The 19,905-nt window shown below is 59.3% G+C and carries 15 protein-coding genes and 1 pseudogene; 6 read left to right on the plus strand and 10 right to left on the minus strand.

The window, feature by feature from the left end; genetic code table 11:
• Positions 1–54: 54 nt before the first annotated feature.
• A complete protein-coding gene (locus tag B0G80_RS16240; RefSeq protein WP_408967704.1) occupies positions 55–1,326 on the minus strand; it encodes an IS256 family transposase in 1,272 nt (423 codons plus the stop codon).
• 313 nt (positions 1,327–1,639) lie between these two features.
• Between B0G80_RS16240 and B0G80_RS16245 the strand changes: the two genes are divergently transcribed.
• Complete coding sequence (locus B0G80_RS16245) at positions 1,640–2,218, plus strand: lysozyme (protein WP_116118637.1); 579 nt, start codon at positions 1,640–1,642, stop codon at positions 2,216–2,218.
• Entirely contained in the window at positions 2,202–2,627 is a 426-nt protein-coding gene (locus B0G80_RS16250) for a hypothetical protein (protein WP_116118638.1), read from the plus strand. The genes B0G80_RS16245 and B0G80_RS16250 overlap by 17 nt, the downstream gene beginning before the upstream one ends.
• 170 nt (positions 2,628–2,797) lie before the next feature.
• Here the strand turns inward: B0G80_RS16250 and B0G80_RS16255 are convergent, their stop codons facing one another.
• From B0G80_RS16255 to B0G80_RS16280, 6 genes and pseudogenes are all read right to left on the minus strand, one after another.
• Positions 2,798–3,982: a Wadjet anti-phage system protein JetD domain-containing protein gene (locus tag B0G80_RS16255; RefSeq protein WP_116118639.1), complete on the minus strand. Its 1,185-nt coding sequence runs from the start codon at positions 3,980–3,982 to the stop codon at positions 2,798–2,800.
• A pseudogene (locus B0G80_RS16260) lies at positions 3,979–7,355 on the minus strand (ATP-binding protein). The gene B0G80_RS16255 and the pseudogene B0G80_RS16260 overlap by 4 nt, the downstream one beginning before the upstream one ends.
• Entirely contained in the window at positions 7,348–7,995 is a 648-nt protein-coding gene (locus B0G80_RS16265) for a DUF4194 domain-containing protein (protein ID WP_116118640.1), read from the minus strand. Before B0G80_RS16265 ends, B0G80_RS16260 begins: the two are co-directional and overlap by 8 nt.
• Positions 7,996–7,999: 4 nt before the next feature.
• The gene (locus tag B0G80_RS16270) at positions 8,000–9,454 is read right to left on the minus strand and encodes a DUF3375 domain-containing protein (RefSeq protein ID WP_116119687.1); all 1,455 of its coding nucleotides are present in this window, start codon (positions 9,452–9,454) and stop codon (positions 8,000–8,002) included.
• 245 nt (positions 9,455–9,699) lie between these two features.
• A complete protein-coding gene (locus tag B0G80_RS16275) occupies positions 9,700–10,758 on the minus strand; it encodes a reverse transcriptase family protein (protein ID WP_258878894.1) in 1,059 nt (352 codons plus the stop codon).
• 977 nt (positions 10,759–11,735) lie between these two features.
• Positions 11,736–12,218 carry a GyrI-like domain-containing protein gene (locus tag B0G80_RS16280; protein WP_116118642.1) on the minus strand — a complete coding sequence of 161 codons (483 nt, stop codon included), beginning with the start codon at positions 12,216–12,218 and terminating at the stop codon, positions 11,736–11,738.
• Positions 12,219–12,525: 307 nt separating this feature from the next.
• On the opposite strand from B0G80_RS16280, the gene eat reads away from it, so the two are divergent.
• Genes eat through eutC form a run of 3 tightly spaced genes read left to right on the plus strand, consistent with a single transcriptional unit; the run spans position 12,526 to position 16,161 of the window.
• Complete coding sequence (gene eat, locus B0G80_RS16285; protein WP_106283980.1) at positions 12,526–13,929, plus strand: ethanolamine permease; 1,404 nt, start codon at positions 12,526–12,528, stop codon at positions 13,927–13,929.
• 43 nt (positions 13,930–13,972) lie between these two features.
• On the plus strand, positions 13,973–15,367 hold the full coding sequence (locus tag B0G80_RS16290) for an ethanolamine ammonia-lyase subunit EutB (RefSeq protein ID WP_116118643.1): 1,395 nt from the start codon (positions 13,973–13,975) through the stop codon (positions 15,365–15,367).
• A complete protein-coding gene (gene eutC / locus B0G80_RS16295; protein WP_116118644.1) occupies positions 15,364–16,161 on the plus strand; it encodes an ethanolamine ammonia-lyase subunit EutC in 798 nt (265 codons plus the stop codon). The genes B0G80_RS16290 and eutC overlap by 4 nt, the downstream gene beginning before the upstream one ends.
• A 5-nt stretch (positions 16,162–16,166) precedes the next feature.
• On the opposite strand, the gene B0G80_RS16300 is transcribed toward eutC, so the two are convergent.
• A complete protein-coding gene (locus tag B0G80_RS16300; RefSeq protein WP_116118645.1) occupies positions 16,167–16,562 on the minus strand; it encodes a DUF779 domain-containing protein in 396 nt (131 codons plus the stop codon).
• A 64-nt stretch (positions 16,563–16,626) separates the two neighbouring features.
• Positions 16,627–18,147 carry an aldehyde dehydrogenase gene (gene adh / locus B0G80_RS16305; protein ID WP_116118646.1) on the minus strand — a complete coding sequence of 507 codons (1,521 nt, stop codon included), beginning with the start codon at positions 18,145–18,147 and terminating at the stop codon, positions 16,627–16,629.
• Between the two features lie 334 nt (positions 18,148–18,481).
• Between adh and B0G80_RS16310 the strand changes: the two genes are divergently transcribed.
• Positions 18,482–19,516: a helix-turn-helix domain-containing protein gene (locus B0G80_RS16310; RefSeq protein ID WP_116118647.1), complete on the plus strand. Its 1,035-nt coding sequence runs from the start codon at positions 18,482–18,484 to the stop codon at positions 19,514–19,516.
• A gap of 45 nt (positions 19,517–19,561) precedes the next feature.
• Here B0G80_RS16310 and B0G80_RS47810 read toward each other — a convergent pair whose 3' ends face one another.
• Positions 19,562–19,882: a zinc ribbon domain-containing protein gene (locus B0G80_RS47810; protein WP_116118648.1), complete on the minus strand. Its 321-nt coding sequence runs from the start codon at positions 19,880–19,882 to the stop codon at positions 19,562–19,564.
• Positions 19,883–19,905: the final 23 nt, after the last annotated feature.

Genomic DNA, 19,905 nt, shown 5'->3' on the forward strand with positions numbered 1-19,905 from the left:
CGGCCGCGACTATGGAACCTGTCCGCATTTTTGTGTGCGAGGCGGTTAGCGGAGTTACCCGCGTGCGTTGGTAAAACGCTCTCCAAACAGAATAGCGAACTGGTTCATGGCGGAGGACCAGTCGAATGCCGCCCGTACAGACTTCGCCAGCACGTTGCGCAATGCCAGCCACAGTAGCTTGATGGCGGCCTCGTCGTTGGGGAAGTGGCCGCGGGTCTTGATGATCTTGCGTAGTTGCATGTTCAGACTCTCAATGGCATTCGTGGTGTAGACGACACGGCGTATGTCGGGCGGAAACACGAAGAAGGGTGTGACGTTCTCCCACGCCCGTCGCCACGACTGCACGATGGTCGGATACTTCGCGCCCCATGGCCCTTCGGCAAAGGCCTCCAGGGCCTGCTGCGCGGCCTGTTCGTTCGCGGCGGCATAGACCGGACGCAGCGCTGCGGCGACGCTTTTGCGATCCTTGTAGCTGGCGTATTCCAGGCTGTTGCGGATCAGGTGCACGATGCAGGTCTGCACGGCCGTGCGCGGGTACGCCGTGCCGATCGCCTCGGCCAGCCCCTTCAGGCCGTCGACCACCGCGATCAGGATGTCCTGGCAGCCCCGGGTCTTCAGTTCATTGAACACCTTCAGCCAGAACTTCGCACCTTCGGTCTGCTCGATCCACAGGCCGAGCACGTCGCGCTGGCCGTCGGCCTGAATGCCCAGCGCCAGATACACCGCCTTATTGCTCACCACACCGTCGCCACGGATCTTCACGCGCAGCGCGTCGAAGAACACCACCGGGTACATCGGCTCAAGTGGACGGCTTTGCCAGGCAAGCGTTTCGGCCATCACCTCATCGGTGACCGAGCTGATGAAGTCGGGCGAGACCTCGGTGCCATAGCTTTCGGCCAGAAACGACTGGATCTCGCGCACGCTCATGCCGCGTGCGTACATGGCAATGATGCGTTCGTCGAAGCCCGTGAAACGGCGCTCGTGCTTGGGAATCAGGATCGGCTCGAAGCTGCCTTCACGGTCGCGCGGCAGATCGACCCGCACCGGGCCACGCTCGGTGATGACTGTCTTGCCGCTGGCGCCGTTGCGTTCATTGGTCTGCTCCGCAGGCTTGGGCTGGCCGGGCCGGTAGCCCAGATGCATGTTCATTTCGGCGCCCATCGCGCGTTCGATGAGCGCCTTGTTGAACGCCAGCATCAGGTCCTGAACCTCGGCGGGCGTCATCGGACCCTTCACCAGTTCATCCAGCAGCGCTTCAGGCAGTTCAGGCAGCGGCCCGCGGGCCGCTGCCTGAGACGCGACGGTGCGTTTCTTTTTCATCGGCATATCCATGATCTTGATCCCTCATGATATGCCCCGCCCACGAAATTACGGATAGGTCCCGACTATGAGGCAATTCGAGTCCATGCTTCCGCTTCCGCTCAAGTGCTTTAGGCACTCCTCGTCCTCACTTCCATAGGCATTGCCAAAAATAAGCACGAGCGCTGCCAGTGCTGGAACGATCTTAGTGACTCGCTTCTTAGCCTCCGGAGGGAAACACTACACCTTTCAACCTCGAACGAAATAAACACACAGCGCCTTGCGCGACAAGCGGCACGTGGCTTACTCCGGTTCAGCTTGCCTACAAACTGGAGGCGTAATGTCAGATCCCGTTGCAACAGCTAGCACGACTGCCGACTCGAACTCAGTAGTGTCGGCATACAGCAATAGGTTGGCGAAACCGTGGCACTTGTCCGACGCGCTTCTTTCCTTCTTCGGTGAGTGGGAATCCGGCGTGCTAAACGGCTTGAATTTTAAGAGTCAACGCGTTACAGATGGCTTCGTTCTTAAGGCATACCTGGATGATCGGGGTAACCCCACGGTCGGTATGGGCCATCTGATCGTTTCGAGCGACAACATTGCTGTCGGCGAGACCATAACAATAGATCGCGCCCGACAGCTAGCCCGAAGGGATCTGGCAACGGCTGAAGGCGCCGTCAATCGAAGGGTTATGGTGCCCCTTCTTCAGTTCGAATATGATGCGCTCGTCAGCTTGACGTTTAATAGCGGCGGTGGTCACGGTATTGACGATCTCGTGGAAAAAGTCAACACGGGACAATATCAAAAGATGTTCGATTTTATAAAAACATTCCGACCGGGACACAAAAATACGCTCGCTTATCGCAGATACACAGAGGCAAAGATGTTTCAGGCGGGAGTCTATGATGCAACTCACTAGGAAGCGGGCGGGGCTGGCGCTGGTGCTCGTGCTGGCGAGCACAGCAGCCTTTGCGAAAATAGACGCGTCGTGCCTAAAGCATCTCGGCGGTACTGGCTACGACATAGCGTGCTTCGACGCACTCACGAAAGAGGTAATGGCGGATACGAAAACAACTTATGAAGAGATCAGGAAGACGATTCCGCAAGGAAATGAAAACGGGAATCTACTGGATGCCTACATGAAAGCTCAGGACGACGCCGAGCGGTTTTGTAGACTTGAAAAAGAGACCGGCACAGGTTGGCTCCCGTCGCCGACACCGGGTCACTACAATATGTGGGACTCCGCGTACGCAGAATGCATATACGACCAGCGGAAATTGCAGAACAAGCGTCTTCATGCCATTCTCAACGAGCACAATGTTCAATAACAAACGCTGAATTGCCTGTGACCGGATGGTTCGCGCTGTGCACGCGCTTCACTGGTCCAGCGTGCTGGCTTACCTTATCTGGTTCACCGCATCGCGTGGGCAGATCGCAGGGAAAGCAGCCCCCAATAAGCATTGTAATAAAGCGTCGCCCAACGAGTACGCGATAGCCATCAAGCAACACCCAACTTCCCAAGCGCCGCCTCCACCCATCCAAACCCAATCTTCTCCTGCTCCAGCCGCAGATTCGCGCGCAAACGGTTATCGCGCAGATCGTCATACAACGCGCCCTCATCGCGATTCAACCGCGGCAGATCCCGCAGCGTCTGCTTATCCTCTCGATCCCACTGCGATTCAAACGCTAGCAACGTCTCCCGGTCCATCAAGAACGATTCCACGTGGTCGAACTGATAGCGTAGCTGATCGAGAATCGCGAACCCATGCGTGTCGATATCGCCCCAGTAGTGAATCCGCCGATGCAAAAGCCATTTGGCGGCAGTCAGCATTTCAAAACCATATCCCGCGCCGAAAACAACCGCGCTGTCTTCAACTGGCGGAAAGGCCAGAAAATTAGTTTCGTTCTCGGTGATAAAAACGCGGCTGACATCGAGCTCCAGGCGAGCAAAACTGGCGGCATCGAGCGTGATGTCCTGCTCAACGCTGGCGGGATAAAACAGCGCCTTCTTCACATCCAGCACGCGAAATCGGATACGCAATGGCTTTTCCCGAAACCCATAACGCGCCGCGAACTGACCCAGACCCGACCTTTCGAAATCCACGGCTGGCTCGGGAAGCACGCTATCGAGCAATTCCGAAAGCACACCGCGATAAGCCTCGATAAATTTAGTGTGCACATTTGCGATGTCGATCTGCCTGACATACACACCGGGACGCGGATGCCGCTCCAGCCACATGCACACATCAAGCAGCCGTCCCCACACATCCGCCAGTTCAAGCGCCCTGAGTGGTCTTTTCGCTAACCATGCAACAAGGCGCGGTTCGCGCGCGCGAGTCACATCCAGCAACAAGGCGAACCTGGCTGCATCGCGTTGTTTTCCAATCAACGCGACGGCATCCTCGAATGAGTCGATCCAGACTTCAACCGGTAACGCATTAGCGCCGAAAACCCGGTGCCGGAACTCACGCATCTCGACGCGGCAATGCGCTGCCGCCCTGAGGCTTCCACTCCACTGACGAATGTCTTGGAAGCGCTCCGTGATTTCGGCCGATGTGGGCCCTTTGAGCCCGAGACGCTTCGGGAACAGAGTAGCTCCCGTAGCGAGTCCAGCAAGCAGTTCACCCCTTTCCCAGAGCCTGTTTACCTGCATGCGCAGATCTGCTGGTGTCGTCCAGCTCACGATTCGCTCCTGCCTTTTTCCTCGCGATACTTTTCGATCGAAAGATTCCGCAACCTCGATTCACGTCCCTCCTGATTGTCGACAAATCCGACGCTGGCCACAAATGGTTCGATGATATAAATCTTCTGCAGTGGAGTGACGATTAGCAATTGCAGGTTCAACTGGGCGAAAAGCCGCAGACCGTACTGCGCGGACTCGTCGGATCCGCGCCCGAATGCTTCGTCGATGACGACGAATCGGAAAGAGCGTGAGCGCACGGCGCCCCACTCGAGACCGAACTGGTAAGCGAGGCTCGCGGCCAGGATCGTATAGGCAAGCTTTTCTTTTTGCCCGCCAGACTTGCCGCCCGAGTCGGAATAGTGCTCGTGCTCGCTGTTATCCTCGCGCCAACGTTCGCTGGCGGCGAAGACGAACCAGTTGCGCACGTCAGTGACCTTCGCCGACCAGCGACGATCCTGCTCGGCCAGCCCCTCACGTCCACGGAAATCGTTCGATAATCTGTTTGACTTGAAGAAACTTGGCTTCGGAATACTGAACGTCATCCGAGCCTGTTAGCGTGCCTTCGGTACAGGAACGCAAATCGCTCTGAAAGTCGCGGATCTCTGCGTCCTGACTCAACTGCGCTTCCAGAACGATATAACGACCGGCGTTATAGTCGATCTGCGTGAGCGACTCGTTGATCAACGCAATCCGCTCCCTTATCGTCTCGCGTTCGCGAGCCAGTTGGGACTGGAAGTTGGCCACTTCGCGAATGGTGTTCTCATTGAGCAAATCCTTGAAGCGAGCTTCGAAGCGCGGCAAATCGTCTGCTTTCAACGTGTCCAGCATGGCGCGATATTCTTGCGCTGCTTCAATGGCAACATCCACTTCCTGCGTCTCGAGCGGAAAGGCTGTGCAATATTCGCGCATGGCGACCACGATCTTCTCGCGCTGGCGCGAAACTTTTTTGTCCTCCGCGTCGATACTGTCCTGCAACCATTTGCGCATTTCGCTCTCGCGATTGTCACAGGATTCGACGGTCAATTGATGCTTGCCGAGCAATTCGGACCATAGCTCGGTGAGCCGTTCGAAATAACCCTTATGGGTCGAGTAGGCCGGCTCGTCAAGAACCGCTTTGGCCTGGGAATGCAAGTCGTCGGCTATGCGCTGCCGCTCTTCGATACGCGTGCGCTCGGCCTTGTGTCCATCGAGTTTCGCCTCCACGTCAACCAGTGCGGCGCCGACCTGATTCAGACGCTGGGTGAGTTCATGCAACAAGTCAGAGGCGGATTCCAGACGAGTCTTCTCGTCACGGAGATCGGCGATCTCCGTCGCGACACCGCGCCAGTCGATCTCACGGTACTCCGCATGTTCGTTGAGCAGCGACAGCGCGTTCAAGCGCGTCCTGAGTCCGGATTGCTCGGCCTCAATCTTGCCGATCAGTGAGCCCAACTCGCGCAACTGCGCAGCCAGCTGGTCTGAATTGCGCTTCAAGCGCCTGAATCTTCGCCGTATTAGTCCAGCCCAACACGTAACGCCGACGATCGTCCAGCCGATGGCGATCGTCTTTCTCGTGCCGCTCGCCGGGCGCCTTGATCTGACCGGCACGTGTAATGGCCCGCGTCTCGCGGCGAAATTGTTCCTGCGTGTCGCAGCAGACGACGTTGAAGCGCTGCGCGACTTCATACTCCAACCAATCGTAGAACGGCGATTCAGGTTTGACCGACAGCTTGCGGGCAAGCGAATCGCGATGCACTTCGGGACGTTCGCGTCTGGCGGATCGCCGAACCCGAAAATAAACGAGCCGCCCTTTGAGGTGAGTTTTATCCACCCATTCGGTGACAGCGGCGTAGTGTTCATCCGAAACGAGAAGCGACAGGCCAAAACTTCGCAGCAGACGCTCGGCGGCGCCCTCCCAACCGCGCTCATCGTCACGTACCTGCAACAGTTCGCCGGCAAAGCATACATCCGCTTCAGGAAGCGCGAGAGCATTGCACAACGCGGCGCGCATTGCGATCTGTTCCGCGGGGATGTTGCTGCGGCGACTCTTCAGACTGTCGATCTCCGCCGTCAGTGCGTCATGTTCCTGTCGGCCTGCGCGGAAACTGACGACGTGTTCGGTCAGGTCGTTCTGCAGCCGCGCTTCGTCCGACTGCACGGCGTCGAGACGCTCGCTCACACGTCGGCGCAACGCCATAAAGGACTGTTCGTCCTCAGGAGCCTGTTCTCCGGCCACCTGCGCGAGATCGTCGAACCGCTGTGCTTTTTGCTTCCGCCGGGTGCATTCCGCATCTTTCGATTGAATCTCCGCTTCCAACCGCTCCAGCCGGTCTCCACCATTTTCGGCGATGTTGCGCCGCAGTTCGCCTTCTTCGACGCGATGCGTGGAGCGCATGGCATCGAGCCGCTTGACGTGGGCGTCCTGGCGCTCCCACTCCGCTGCGAGATTTTCGATTCGGCGGTCGAGCAAACGGAGCTTGAGGTCGGCGGCATAGGATCTCATCGCATCACGGCATGCCCGCAAATCTTCCACCTGCGTTACAAGCAGCGCATGCCGCTCGCAATCTTCGATCAGTGGACTTAGCCGTTCCATCTGCCGCTTGGCTTTCAACACCGCTTCATGCGCGCGATTCAGGTCTTCGAAGTGACCGATCAGCGCAGTCATACGCGACGCGACGTCGAACGGCTCGAGCATGTGGCTGCGGACGAAATCCGTCAGATTGCCCACCGACTTCATGGATACCGTTTGATGAAATAACTCGAGCGCCTGCTCATTCTCGATTCCGAAGCGCCGGCGGAACCATGCACCGTAAGGGGGGAAACTATCGAACACGTCCGCGCCGAGCGCGCGTAACTTTTTGCGCAGACCGGAGATGTCCGGTCCGAAATCGGCAAAGTCTGTTGCGATCGACAGCGCCCGTTCCGCACCAATGAACAGCCGCGCGGGTTGGCCGTGCGGCTCCTTCATCCAGAACACCTGGGCAAGCGTGATGGTCAGGTCATAACCCGCATTGTGGAAACGGGCGAGTATCACTGAATAACTGTTGGAGTCGCGTAAAGCAACGGGCTTGGCTGAACCGCTGGCTTCGTTGCGCTCTGACTTGTAGTGGCCGAGTACGTACGAGCGCAGCGTCCGCTCCTTGCTGTCGGCGCCCGCAGCTTTGTTGTAGGCGATCCGATGCGCGGGTACAAGCAATGTTGTCACGGCATCGACGAGGGTCGATTTGCCGGAGCCGATGTCGCCCGTCAACAGCGCGTTTTTGCCGGCGGGATTCAGCGTCCAGACGCGGCGATCGAAAGTCCCCCAGTTAAAGACTTCCAGTTGATGCAGGCGAAAACCGGACAGTGCGTCGTCGGAGACGAAATCGAGCCCGGGCAATTGCATATCAGTCATCTGCGTTCCTTGATGCAGCTGTACCTAGTTGCGCTTGATAAGCCGCAAGCCGTGCATCGAAATCGGCCAGCCACTGAGCGTCGACAAATGCTTTGAGAATGCGCTGTACCTCGAAAGCGATGGCTTGCGTCTCACGCGTGCCCGTAGTCGGCTTCAGCTTGCGCAGAAACCCGAGTTCGATGATTTTGTTCACATGCGTGTCGATCTGATCGATTAATTTGGCCTCGTTGCTGCCTGCTGGCAGAAACACACGGACTGTCTCCACAATCTGCTCGCGCGTGAGGATGAGCCGCGTTTCTCCGCCGCCTGCGTCGGACTCGGCGAGCTTTTTGCGCAACAACGCCAGCATCAGGCTGACAGGAAAGGACAACGGACGTCGCGCGATAAGACGGGGCAACGCGGGCGAATCTTCGTCGCCGCTATCGGGGCGTGAGCGCAGGAACGCATATCCTTCGGCTTCATCGAGCACCAACTCGAGATTCAGCACGGTGACGTAGTCTCTGACGCGCGCTTGCAAGTCGAGCAGCGCGCTCCAAAGCGCCATATCCGCCTCGCGGTAAATGACGCCTTTAAGCAACGGAATCAAAAGGCTCGACAGATCGTGTGTCGAAACCGTTGTGGCAGGTTCCTGTTCGTGCATGTTTTTATCTCACGAAAATGACTCGCGACAGCTTCGCCTGTCGGGTCTCCTGTTCGCCGTTGTCATTGTGTCCGACCCAGACGATCGTTTCGCTGACCTGCTCGTCCACCACCGTGCTGAACGCATCGCTGGCAAGTTGCAGGTAGGCGACGAGTTCGGCCAAACCTTGTTGTAGAGGCTGGATTGCGCAAAGTTCGCGTAGCGTCACTTGCGAATGGTCCTGCAGAACATGACGGATATGCCATACCAGTCTGGCTTTGTCGACGACGACCTGGGCGTACAACGCCGCGGCGTCGATGTCGTCGTCGCCGGCCTCGATTGCAATGCCGGCAATGCGTGGTTTGAGGCTCGGGGCGTAGAGTGGACGCTCCATCGGTAGTTCGATATTGGCCGCGACATCGGCGATAGTCATGACTTCGTCAGCAGGGGGCGCGTCACGGAGCGCCAGCGCTCTGGCTTCGACGCCATGCAGGATATCCATGATGCGACGATTCTCGAGCCATGCCTGATCGTCGAGAAAGCGCCGCAGTTGCTGCGACAAAAATGCGACGGTGCGCTGCGTATGTTCGCCCGCTTCCAGCCAGTCATAGTGAACCCGCCGTGTACGTGCATCGGGTTTGAGTTCCGCGACAGGCGGGAGTGCCAGCACGCGGTCGAGCAAAACGGTGAGTTCTTCCTGACGACTGCTCGACATCAGGAAGTCCCAGAACGCCCGGAAGCTGCGGCCCTGATCCGAGTCGGCGATCGCATCGCGCTCGCCCATGATTTCTTCCAGCAATTCACCTTTCGCGCCGTCCCACAGTGCAATACGCTCGCGCACCCGGCGATCGAGACCACGAAAGTTATGCTCGACCTCACGGAAATCGGTCAGCAATTCCCGCGCGATCGCGGTGAACTGCTGAAAGCGATCTTTGAGCGCCGTATCATCCAGAATGGAGATGTCACCAGCCTCTGCGCGAACGATGTCTGCGTCAATCTCCGCGCGACGCTTGTGCAGTTCGGCAAGCCGTGTCTTGGGGTCACTTTCGCTGCCCTCGCTCATCTGTTTGAGCAATTCAAACAGCGTAAGCAAGCGCGATTCTGTACCGACGAAGCTACGGGCCGTCAATGTGCCAAGCCATGCAATCGCCATTTCCGTAGCGGGCGTGAGATCGAAATGCGGTTCGTCCGAATCCTGAGGATAGAACTTGCGCAGCCAGCCTTTATCGTTGGCGCTCCAGTCAGTGAGGTAATCGGAAGCGGCTTTGGGAAAGGTTGCGGTACCGAGTTGTTCGCGCAACGCATACAGTTCGTCCTCGAGCGCTTCGGCCAGATCTGCTTGCGATATCACGCGCACATTAGGCGCGGTGAAAACGCGATGCAGAAAGCTTGCCACGAGCGGCGCGTGGTCTGAGCGCAGCAGGCGCCACGCCGGATGATTCTGGCGTAACGCGTCGAGCGTGGAATAGTCGAAGTCCATGGCGCGAGAGCTGGAGAGCGAAACGGTCAGATTCGTCGTTCGCATCCTACTGCTCGACGCGAGCGAGTACCATGATTACTCTTCGCATTCTATGCGCTGAATGGTCCTCAGTTATGGAACGAGGTTTTGCGAGGAGGAACGACTGCCGATGCCGTCGTTTGAATGATTTCCGCAAGCCAAGGATCGATGAAGAACCATGTATTTGGCATGGACTACCGCCTGTGAGCTTAGGCGTAACCGAATCCTCAGCGACTCGCCTTACCGTTAGAATTAGCCCCAACCCCGCTCTCCTCATCCCACTCAATCCGCTCAAGCAAAGCCCTCAGCTTTGCACCTCTCGCCGCATTCACCATGGCGACATGCGCAACCCGCCCGGCAAGATGCGCCCGAAAATCCGCATGATCATCCCGATTCTGCGAGCGCGGCCCATGCCGTACGCAATTGGTGAGAACGGCTTTCAGCGCATCGAACTCCGGCCGCGCCACATTCACATGGCTATTGACCACCACCCCGGCCAGATGCTGCCGCGCACCGCGCCGCATCACGCGAGTCTTCCTCAGATTGACCGAAAACCCCTCTTCAAGGGCAATCGCCGCGACACGAACGGTTAAGCGCTCCGCCATACGAGCAAGATTTTCGTCACCGGAAAACGCCAGGTCATCGGCATACCGCGTGTAACTCGCACCGACCGAACGCGCCAGACCCGCAAGCCGAACATCAAGCCGAAAAGCGCACAGGTTCGCCAACGCCGGTGACGTCGGCGCGCCCTGCGGCAAATGCCGGTTCCGATAACGCTGCCGTTCCTGCCAATCGATCCGGTCGCGCACATCCGGCGCGAGCAAGCGGCTGCTCGGGACACGATTGGTACACAGCGCGGTCAATGCCCTTGCAACGGCGAGCGGGTAGCCCAATGCGTGAAAAGCGGAGTAAACGCGTCCCGCATGGACTGACGCAAAGAAGTCAGTGAGATCAAAGCGCATCACCACCGCTTTCGCCACATGCGGCGCGGCAAAGGTCACGATATTCCGGCCACGTCGAAAACCATGCGCCGATTCGTGAGCTGGAATACGGTCGAGCAAACCTGACAACACTTTGCGTTGCAAAGCCCGCAATCGCGATTTGGGAATCTCGATGATCCGGTATCGACCGTCGCACTTCTCGATCGCCTTGTACGAATAGTGATGAAGCGGCGTCGCCGCGCTGTGTGCCGGCACGCGCCAGCGATCGGCAAACCAGTCCAATTCGTCCGGTTCGACTTTTAACCACGCAGCCAGATCGCCAGGTGTGGGCAGTTGCGGCAGCATTACGTCGCGCAACCACAGCGGAGGCGGTCGCTGAACAGGCGGCCGCGTCAGCACGCGAACCACGGTCGGCGGCTGCTCGCTGCGCCACGCTGATACGAAGCCGGGCATCCCGGCCACGACCGTCGACAACTCCTTGCGCCCGACGCGATCCCACCGCGCAGCAAATCTCTTCGCCACGTGGCGCGCCAATCCGTTCATCCAGCCGGCGGCCTCGCCTAATGCGAGCGTCATCCGCTCGACCATTCCCGCAGGCTCAGCCGGGCCGGCCAGCATGGCATCGGCAATCGCGTAAGTGACGTGTTGCAGCGAAGATAAGGACATAGCAAAGGAAGGCGGGGCGGCCAGTCAACGCGTCTTGTGCTGCGTGAGCTCTCTTGCGCAACGCGCAACTGAGGCTCATGCGACGAACTGCGGAGGAGTGTCGATCCACGGGGTAGCCCCGTAGTGCCCGGAACCGATGCGGCCTGTATCCAGGCGTGCTTGACCAGCCGTCCCGCGTGGCGACGATATGCGAGCCCCCCGGAGCTTGTCAACGCATTGGCCGTATGAAGCGATTTTTCGCCATATTCGGACGGCGGAAATCTGACGGTCGCGTCGTCGAACGGAACTGATACAGCGTATGTTCGTGCAGAGTCAACAAGATGCGTTGGGTGACGCCAAGTCCGCCGGGTTATCCACAGCTCCCTTTGGACAACTCTTGTACAAGCCACCTGACACATTGTGGGTGGAACCTTGATAAGAACGCCACGTCGCCAGGTCGCACGAAAGTTGTCCCTGGCTCCGTGTTCCTGTCCGAACACGCTCCGCAGGGTTATCGATTCCGCAGTGCCTTGATCCGTCAACGAAGTTTCAGGTTATCCACAGCAGGATGCGAGGCTTGTTAACTATTACTACGTATACATATACAAAGACTTTAAAACCAGAGAGGTACCCGCGCGGCACACTGCACAAGCGAGCATAGCCGGGCACGTATACGCTCAAGCCAGTGGTAAACAGATCTCCGTGATCAGATCCGCAGGCGCCGTATCCTTCGGGCTATTCACATACTCCTCGAACACCGGCGCATCCGCCGCGTCTCGCCCGGACCGCACGAGCCACGTTCCGTACAGCCACTCATATGCGGCACGCATATCGCTATACGGTCCTTGATGTCGCAACACCGCGTACTCACCACCTTTCACATGTGTCACCGAAGCCGGCGGACTCACCGTCACGGACGCCTGAACCGGATGCGGCAACAACACACCGGCCTTCGAGCGCAACTCGCTTTCTGCAACGACGCCGGGATCGTCGTAGTAAACACCGATCATGCGCATCTCAGCCGCGAGCAAATTGTGTTTCGCGAGCCAACCGAACAGCGCATCAAACGCCTTGCCGATCTGCATATACGGCCCAACGTGATCGACCGATAAAACTTCCATCGGCTCCACGTGACGAATCACCACTTCACGCATCGTCATTTGATCGTCTCCTGATAGTGCCGGCCGAAACCGGCTATGGGTGGTGAATACAAAATGACCGCAAAAATTGTCGAACGAATGCGGACGAAAGTACCACGCGCCCCTTTACCAAATCCTGCGAACTTCAGTCGAATGCCCGGTGAACGTGATACTCAATTAAGTGCCCGCTGACACCGAACCGCCCAGAACTTTGCCGAATTTCGATAACACCTCGAATAATGGCTCACTACTATCGGCTCAAGCCTGTCCGCCCGTGCGCCGCAAAGCCTTGCGGCGTCGGGCTGCCGGCACTATCAGGGAGCGTCCGATGAAATCAGAGTCGAAGAATCAGCACGTCGGCAAAGTCACGCATCACGAGTTGAAGCAGACGCTCGGCACGTGGCAACTGTGGGGCATCGCGGTCGGCCTCGTCATTTCCGGCGAATATTTCGGTTGGAGCTATGGCTGGGCGAGCGCCGGCACGCTCGGCTTTGTCATCACGGCGATTTTCATTGCCGCGATGTATACGACGTTCATTTTCAGTTTCACTGAGCTCACCACGTCGATTCCGCATGCGGGCGGTCCGTTCGCCTACGCCCGCCATGCGTTCGGCCCGACCGGCGGTTATCTGGCCGGCGCGGCGACGCTGGTGGAGTTCGTGTTTGCGCCGCCGGCCATCGCGCTTGCGATCGGCGCGTATCTGCACGTGCAGTTTCCGGGTCTGGAGCCTAAACACGCGGCGATGGGCGCCTACCTTATCTTCATGGCGCTAAATATCGTGGGCGTGCAGATCGCCGCGGCGTTCGAATTGTGCGTGACGCTGCTCGCGATCTTCGAACTGCTGGTTTTCATGGGCGTCGTGTCGCCCGGCTTTCAGTGGTCGAATTTCACCAAGGGCGGCTGGTCCGGTGCCGATACCTTCAGCATGGGCTCGTTTCATGGCATGTTCGCGGCGATTCCGTTCGCCATCTGGTTTTTCCTGGCGATCGAAGGCGTGGCCATGGCCGCGGAAGAAGCCAAGAATCCGAAGCGCTCGATTCCGATCGCCTACGTCGCCGGCATTCTGACGCTCGTGGTGCTCGCCATCGGCGTGATGGTGTTTGCCGGCGCGGCAGGCGACTGGACCAAGCTGTCCAACATCAACGATCCGCTGCCGCAGGCGATGAAATATATCGTCGGCGAACATAGCGGCTGGATGCATATGCTCGTGTGGCTCGGCCTGTTCGGGCTGGTCGCCTCGTTTCACGGCATTATCCTCGGCTATTCCCGGCAAATTTTCGCGCTGGCTCGCGCCGGCTATCTGCCGGAGTGGCTCTCGAAAGTGCATCCGCGTTTCAAGACGCCGCATCGCGCGATCATTGCGGGCGGCGTGGTCGGCATCGCCGCGATCTACAGCGACGAGCTAATCCAGTTCGGCGGCCAGACGCTGACGGCGAACATCGTGACGATGTCGGTATTTGGCGCTATCGTGATGTATATCATCAGCATGTTGTCGCTGTTCAAGCTGCGCCGCACCGAACCGAATATGGAGCGCCCGTTCCGTGCGCCGCTGTTTCCGGTCTTTCCGGCGTTCGCACTGGTGGCCGCGGTCATCTGTCTGGCGACGATGGTCTACTTCAATTTTCTGGTGGCGATCGTGTTCGCAATCTTTCTCGCACTGGGCTACGTCTACTTCCTGATGACGCGCCATCAACGCGAAGCCGCGCCGTCAGACGCCTTGCTCGAGGAATGACGGATCGAGCCGCTGCGCAAGCAGCGGCGATGGAGTCGTAAAGATGAGCTACACCGAGACGATCGGCAGCCGCACCTATCGCTTTGCCGACCTGAAAACCCTGCTGGCGAAGGCCAGCCCGCAACGCTCCGGCGACCAACTCGCGGGCGTGGCGGCCGCGAGCGAGGAAGAACGCGTCGCGGCCAAGATGGCGCTCGCGCAGGTGCCGCTGCGCACCTTCCTCAACGAGGCGCTGATTCCCTACGAAAGCGACGAAGTCACGCGTCTCGTGATCGACGATCATTCGCCGCAGGCGTTCGCCGAGATCTCTCACCTCACGGTCGGCGACTTCCGCAACTGGCTGCTGAGCAGCACCACGGATGCCGACGCGCTCACGCGTATCACCGCGGGCCTGACACCGGAGATGGTCGCGGCGGTGTCCAAGCTGATGCGCAATCAGGATCTGATCGCGGCGGCACGCAAACGGCCGGTGATTACGCGCTTTCGAAACACGGTCGGCTTACCGGGGCACATGTCGGTGCGTTTGCAACCAAATCATCCGACCGACGACGTCAAGGGCATCGCTGCCTCGATGCTTGACGGCCTCATGTACGGGTGCGGCGACGCGATGATCGGCATCAACCCGGCGAGCGACAATCTCGCCGCGATCACCAAACTGCTGCTGATGATCGACGACTTCCGCCAACGCTATCAGGTGCCGACGCAATCGTGCGTGCTGACTCACGTTACCAACACGATTGCCGCAATCGAAAAAGGCGCGCCAGTCGATCTGGTGTTTCAATCGATTGCGGGTACGGAGAAAGCGAACGCGGGCTTCGGCATTTCGCTCGCGCTGCTGCAGGAAGCGTATGAAGCGGGACTCTCCTTGAAGCGCGGGACGGTCGGCAACAACCTGATGTACTTCGAAACCGGCCAGGGCAGCGCTTTGTCGGCGGATGCACATTTCGGCGTGGACCAGCAGACGTGCGAGGTGCGCGCTTATGCGGTCGCGCGCAAGTTCAATCCTTTTCTGGTGAATACCGTGGTCGGCTTCATCGGCCCGGAATATCTGTACGACGGTAAGCAGATCACCCGCGCCGGTCTTGAGGATCACTTCTGCGGCAAACTGCTTGGCGTGCCGATGGGTTGCGACATCTGCTACACGAATCACGCTGAAGCCGACCAGGACGACATGGACAATCTGCTCACGCTGCTTGGCGTAGCGGGCATCAACTTCATCATGGGCATTCCAGGCGCGGACGACGTCATGCTCAATTATCAGAGCACGTCTTTCCACGACGCGCTTTATGTGCGCGATGTACTCGGTTTGCGCCGCGCACCGGAATTCGAAGAATGGCTGGAGTCGATGCAAATCACCGATGCGCGCGGCGCGCTGCTGAGCGCATCGACACAGCAACCGTTGCTCGAAGGCGCGCGCGACTGGATGGGCATCGCATGAGCGACTTCCTCGAAAAGAATCCCTGGAACGCCCTGCGGCAATTCACCAACGCGCGCATCGCGCTGGGCCGCGCGGGCAATAGCTTGCCGACCGCGCCGCTTCTGGCGTTCAACCTGTCGCACGCGCAGGCGCGCGACGCTGTGCATCATCCGCTCGATACCGACGTGCTGCACGAGCAATTGCGCGCGCAAAACTTCAAGACGCTCGACGTGCATAGCGCCGCGCCGGATCGTGAGCATTACTTGCGGCGTCCCGATCTCGGGCGGCGTTTATCGGAAGAGAGTCGCGTGGCGCTGGCAGCGATGCCGAACGATTCCCCCGAAGTGGTCTTCGTGATCGGCGATGGTCTTTCGGCGTTCGCAGCGTCGAAGCAATCGATCCCGTTGCTGCAAGCCGTGGTTCCGCGACTCGCGGACTGGAAGATTGGCCCAGTCGTGATCGCGCGTCAGGCGCGCGTCGCGTTGGGTGACGAGATCGGCGAGTTGCTCAATGCAAAGTTGGTGGTGATGCTGATCGGTGAGCGGCCAGGTTTGAGTTCGCCCGACAGCCTCGGCATCTATCTGACCTACGCGCCCAAAGTGGGCTGTAGCGACGCCCAGCGCAACTGTATTTCGAATGTGCGTCCTGAAGGACTCGACTTTCCGCTGGCCGCGCACAAGCTGCATTATCTGCTGACGCATGCAAGGCGTTTGGGTTTGACCGGCGTCGGCCTGAAAGACGACAGCGATGCGCTGCTGGCCGATACACCAGCGGCGCCCGCCGTCAGCGACGATTCAAAATCCAGCACACCATAAAACGATCAAGCATCGGCGCGTTCCACCGGATGCGTTTCCAGCCACGCATTCTCTCCATCCTCGAAAAGACGGGAGCGCGTCAGGAACCGTAAACCACTGGGCCGCTCCAGAGAAAACATTCCGCCGTTCCCCGGCACTGCGTCGATGATCAACTGCGTGTGCTGCCAGTATTCGAATTGCGATTCGCTCATGTAAAACGGCACGCCCGCAATCGTGCCGAGTTTGACATCGGACGAGCCGACCATGAACTCGCCTTGAGGAAACATCATCGGTGCGCTGCCGTCGCAGCATCCACCGGATTGATGGAACAGCACCTCGCCATGCTCGGCGCGCAACTTGTCGATCAGGTCGACAGCCGCAGGCGTTGCGATCACGCGGGCAACTTCTTTCTCGGCAGCCATCACATGCCCTCGCAGAAAAAGAGCGAGCCGCGCAATGCGGCCCGCCCGAACAGGAACGCGACGCTTAGAAGAAACCGAGCGGCTTGTCGCTATAGCTGACCAGCAGGTTTTTGGTTTGCTGATAGTGGTCGAGCATCATCTTGTGATTCTCACGTCCGATGCCGGACTGCTTATAGCCGCCGAATGCCGCATGCGCCGGATAGGCGTGATAGCAGTTGGTCCACACGCGGCCTGCCTGAATCTGCCGGCCGAAGCGATAGGCGCGCGTGCCGTCGCGTGTCCACACGCCGGCGCCGAGACCGTAGAGCGTGTCGTTGGCGATTTCGAGCGCTTCTTCTTCGGTCTTGAACGTCGTGACTGACACCACCGGCCCGAAAATTTCTTCCTGGAAGATGCGCATCTTGTTGTGGCCGCGGAATACGGTCGGCTTCACGTAATAGCCTTTGCTCAATTCACCACCGAGCGCGTTGCGTTCGCCGCCGATCAGGCATTCGGCGCCCTCCTGTTTGCCGAGGTCGACATACGAGAGAATCTTTTCCAGCTGCTCTTGCGAGGCCTGCGCGCCGATCATCGTCCTGGCGTCGAGCGGATGCCCTTGCGTGATCGCCGCGACGCGCTTGAGCGCATGTTCCATGAATCGATCGTAGATCTTTTCATCGATCAACACGCGCGACGGACACGTGCACACTTCGCCCTGATTCAGCGCGAACATCGTGAAGCCTTCGAGCGCCTTGTCGAAATAGCTGTCGTCGGCGCTCATCACGTCGTCGAAGAAAATATTCGGGCTCTTGCCGCCAAGTTCGAGCGTTACGGGAATGATGTTCTGGCTCGCGTACTGCATGATCAGGCGACCGGTCGTGGTCTCGCCGGTAAACGCGATCTTGGCGATGCGCTTGCTGGAGGCGAGCGGCTTGCCGGCCTCTAGACCAAAGCCGTTCACCACATTCAGCACGCCTGCGGGCAACAGGTCGTGAATCAGTTCGACGAGCACGAGAATCGAAGCGGGCGTTTGCTCGGCCGGCTTGAGCACGACGCAGTTGCCGGCGGCGAGTGCGGGTGCAAGCTTCCATACGGCCATCAGGATCGGGAAATTCCACGGAATGATCTGGCCGACCACGCCGAGTGGTTCATGAAAGTGGTACGCGACGGTGTCGTGATCGATCTCGGAGATCGAGCCTTCCTGCGCGCGCACGGCGCCGGCGAAATAGCGGAAGTGATCGATGGCGAGCGGAATGTCGGCGGCCATGGTTTCGCGTAGCGGCTTGCCGTTGTCGATCGTCTCGGCCACGGCGAGACGTTGCAGGTTCGCTTCCATCCGGTCGGCAATGCGCATCAGAATGTTCGCGCGGTCGCCGGCGGAGGTTTTTCCCCACGCGGCTTTCGCACGATGCGCCGCATCGAGCGCGAGTTCGACGTCGGCTTCGCGCGAACGTGGGATCGACGTGAAAGCTTCACCGGTGATCGGCGACACGTTGTCGAAGTACTCGCCGCCTACGGGCTTCACCCATTCGCCGCCGATAAAATTCGCATACTGCTTCTTGTACGGGAATTCGGTGGTCAGAAATTGCATCTCTGCGTGATTCATCTGTGTGCTCCTCACATGTTTGAATGGGCTATATTCGGCTCGATATATCGATTGGCCGCGAACGGCTAGAGCCAGAAGTGTGCCAATGCACCGCGCAGGTGATCCTTGCACGCGTAGCAGGCACTCGCGCACGGTATGAGGCGTCACGCTGTTCAACCGGCGCAAGGTGAGCGTTTCGTTTCTGAGCAAGGTGTGCAGCGCTGTTCATCCATTGAACATGGGCTTTGATGTCTGCCGATACAAACGCATGAGCAGCCACCGGATTCGTTCGGCATGGGAATTGCCTGTTCTTTCCCCTCGATCCTCCTCGATATTCCATTTGGGCAGATCCGGTATGACGATTGATACGCTCAGCGACACCCTGCTCAGTCCGACGCTCACGCCGCAGCCGAGCTTCCGCGTGCAGACCTGCGTCGCGCACGACGCCGACGAACAGGCGCGCAATCTCCACGGCTGGAGCCAAACCTACGATCAGTTGACGGCGGGATGTTTTGTCGGCGGCCTGACGGAGCTGTGCCTCGATCACATGCAGGTGTTCGTCGAAACGACCAGTCACACGCTGCGGCAAACCTGCGAGGTGCAAAAGGACGCGTACTGGTTCGGTATCCCGACTTGCCCCGCGGGTTCGGGCCGCATCGACGCTCAGGTGATTGCCGGCGACGCGCTCGCGTTTCGTCCGGGCGGCATCGAATTCGAATTGCTGACCTCGGCGGGTTACGAGATTTTTGGCGTGGTGGTCAATGGCGAAGTGCTGCGCCGTTACGCGGCGGAAGTGGAGCGCGTCGGGCTGGCCGATCATGTGCCGAACACGCAAGTCGTGCCGATCGGCATGGCTCGCAAGCAGCAGTTGTGCGCCACGCTGCGTCAACTGCTCGACGATGGCGCGGCGCGCGGCACGCCGCTCTCTTCGGTCGCGCGCAACAATCTGCAGGCTTCGGTGCTGGCTTTGCTCTTCGACGTCGGCGCGTTGCCCGGCTCGGAGCCGGTGGCGATGCCGGCGCGGCCACGCCGGCGGTCGATCGTGTCGGAAGCGCGCGACTATGTGCTGGTCAATCGCGAGCGGGCAGTGAGCGTGCCGGAGTTGTGCGAGCAACTCCATGTGAGCCGGCGCACGCTGCAATACTGCTTTCAGGACGTGTTCGGCATGGCGCCTGCCACGTATCTGCGCGCCATCCGTCTGAATGGCGCGCGGCGCGATCTGTCGAATGCATCGCGCGAATCACGCTCGGTGCAGGACGTGGCGGCGGCGTGGGGCTTCTGGCACTTGAGCCAGTTCGCAACCGATTACCGGAAGCTCTTTGGCATGCGGCCTTCGGATACGTTGAAGGCCGCGATCGGCTCGGTTAACCGGCTTGCGTTGGCGCATTAGTCCGAACGGAACTGTGGCACGCAGGCCCGGGTCACCGTCCTTGCTTCAAGCCTGTGTCGCGGTCCCGCACTGCTGACAGAACTTCGCTCCAGGCGCAATGGAAGCGCGGCAAGCGCCGCACGTCGCCGGCATGAGCGAGGTTCCACATTGCTGGCAGAAGCGCGCACCTTGCGCGTTGGCGGTCCGGCACTGCGGACATGACGCCCGCGCGCTGCTGGTCGGAGACGGCGGCATGCCGTGGCCGGATTGATCGCCGTATGATCCGTGACGATTGCCGCGGCCCCAGGCGTCATGACCGCCGCCGTCACCTCCTCCATGACGACCGCCACTATGGTGGCCGCCGAGCATTTTTTCCCAGAATCCCATTTCGCGACTCCCTTCATCAAATC

The organism is Paraburkholderia sp. BL6669N2 (assembly GCF_003387275.1).
Lineage (GTDB): Bacteria > Pseudomonadota > Gammaproteobacteria > Burkholderiales > Burkholderiaceae > Paraburkholderia.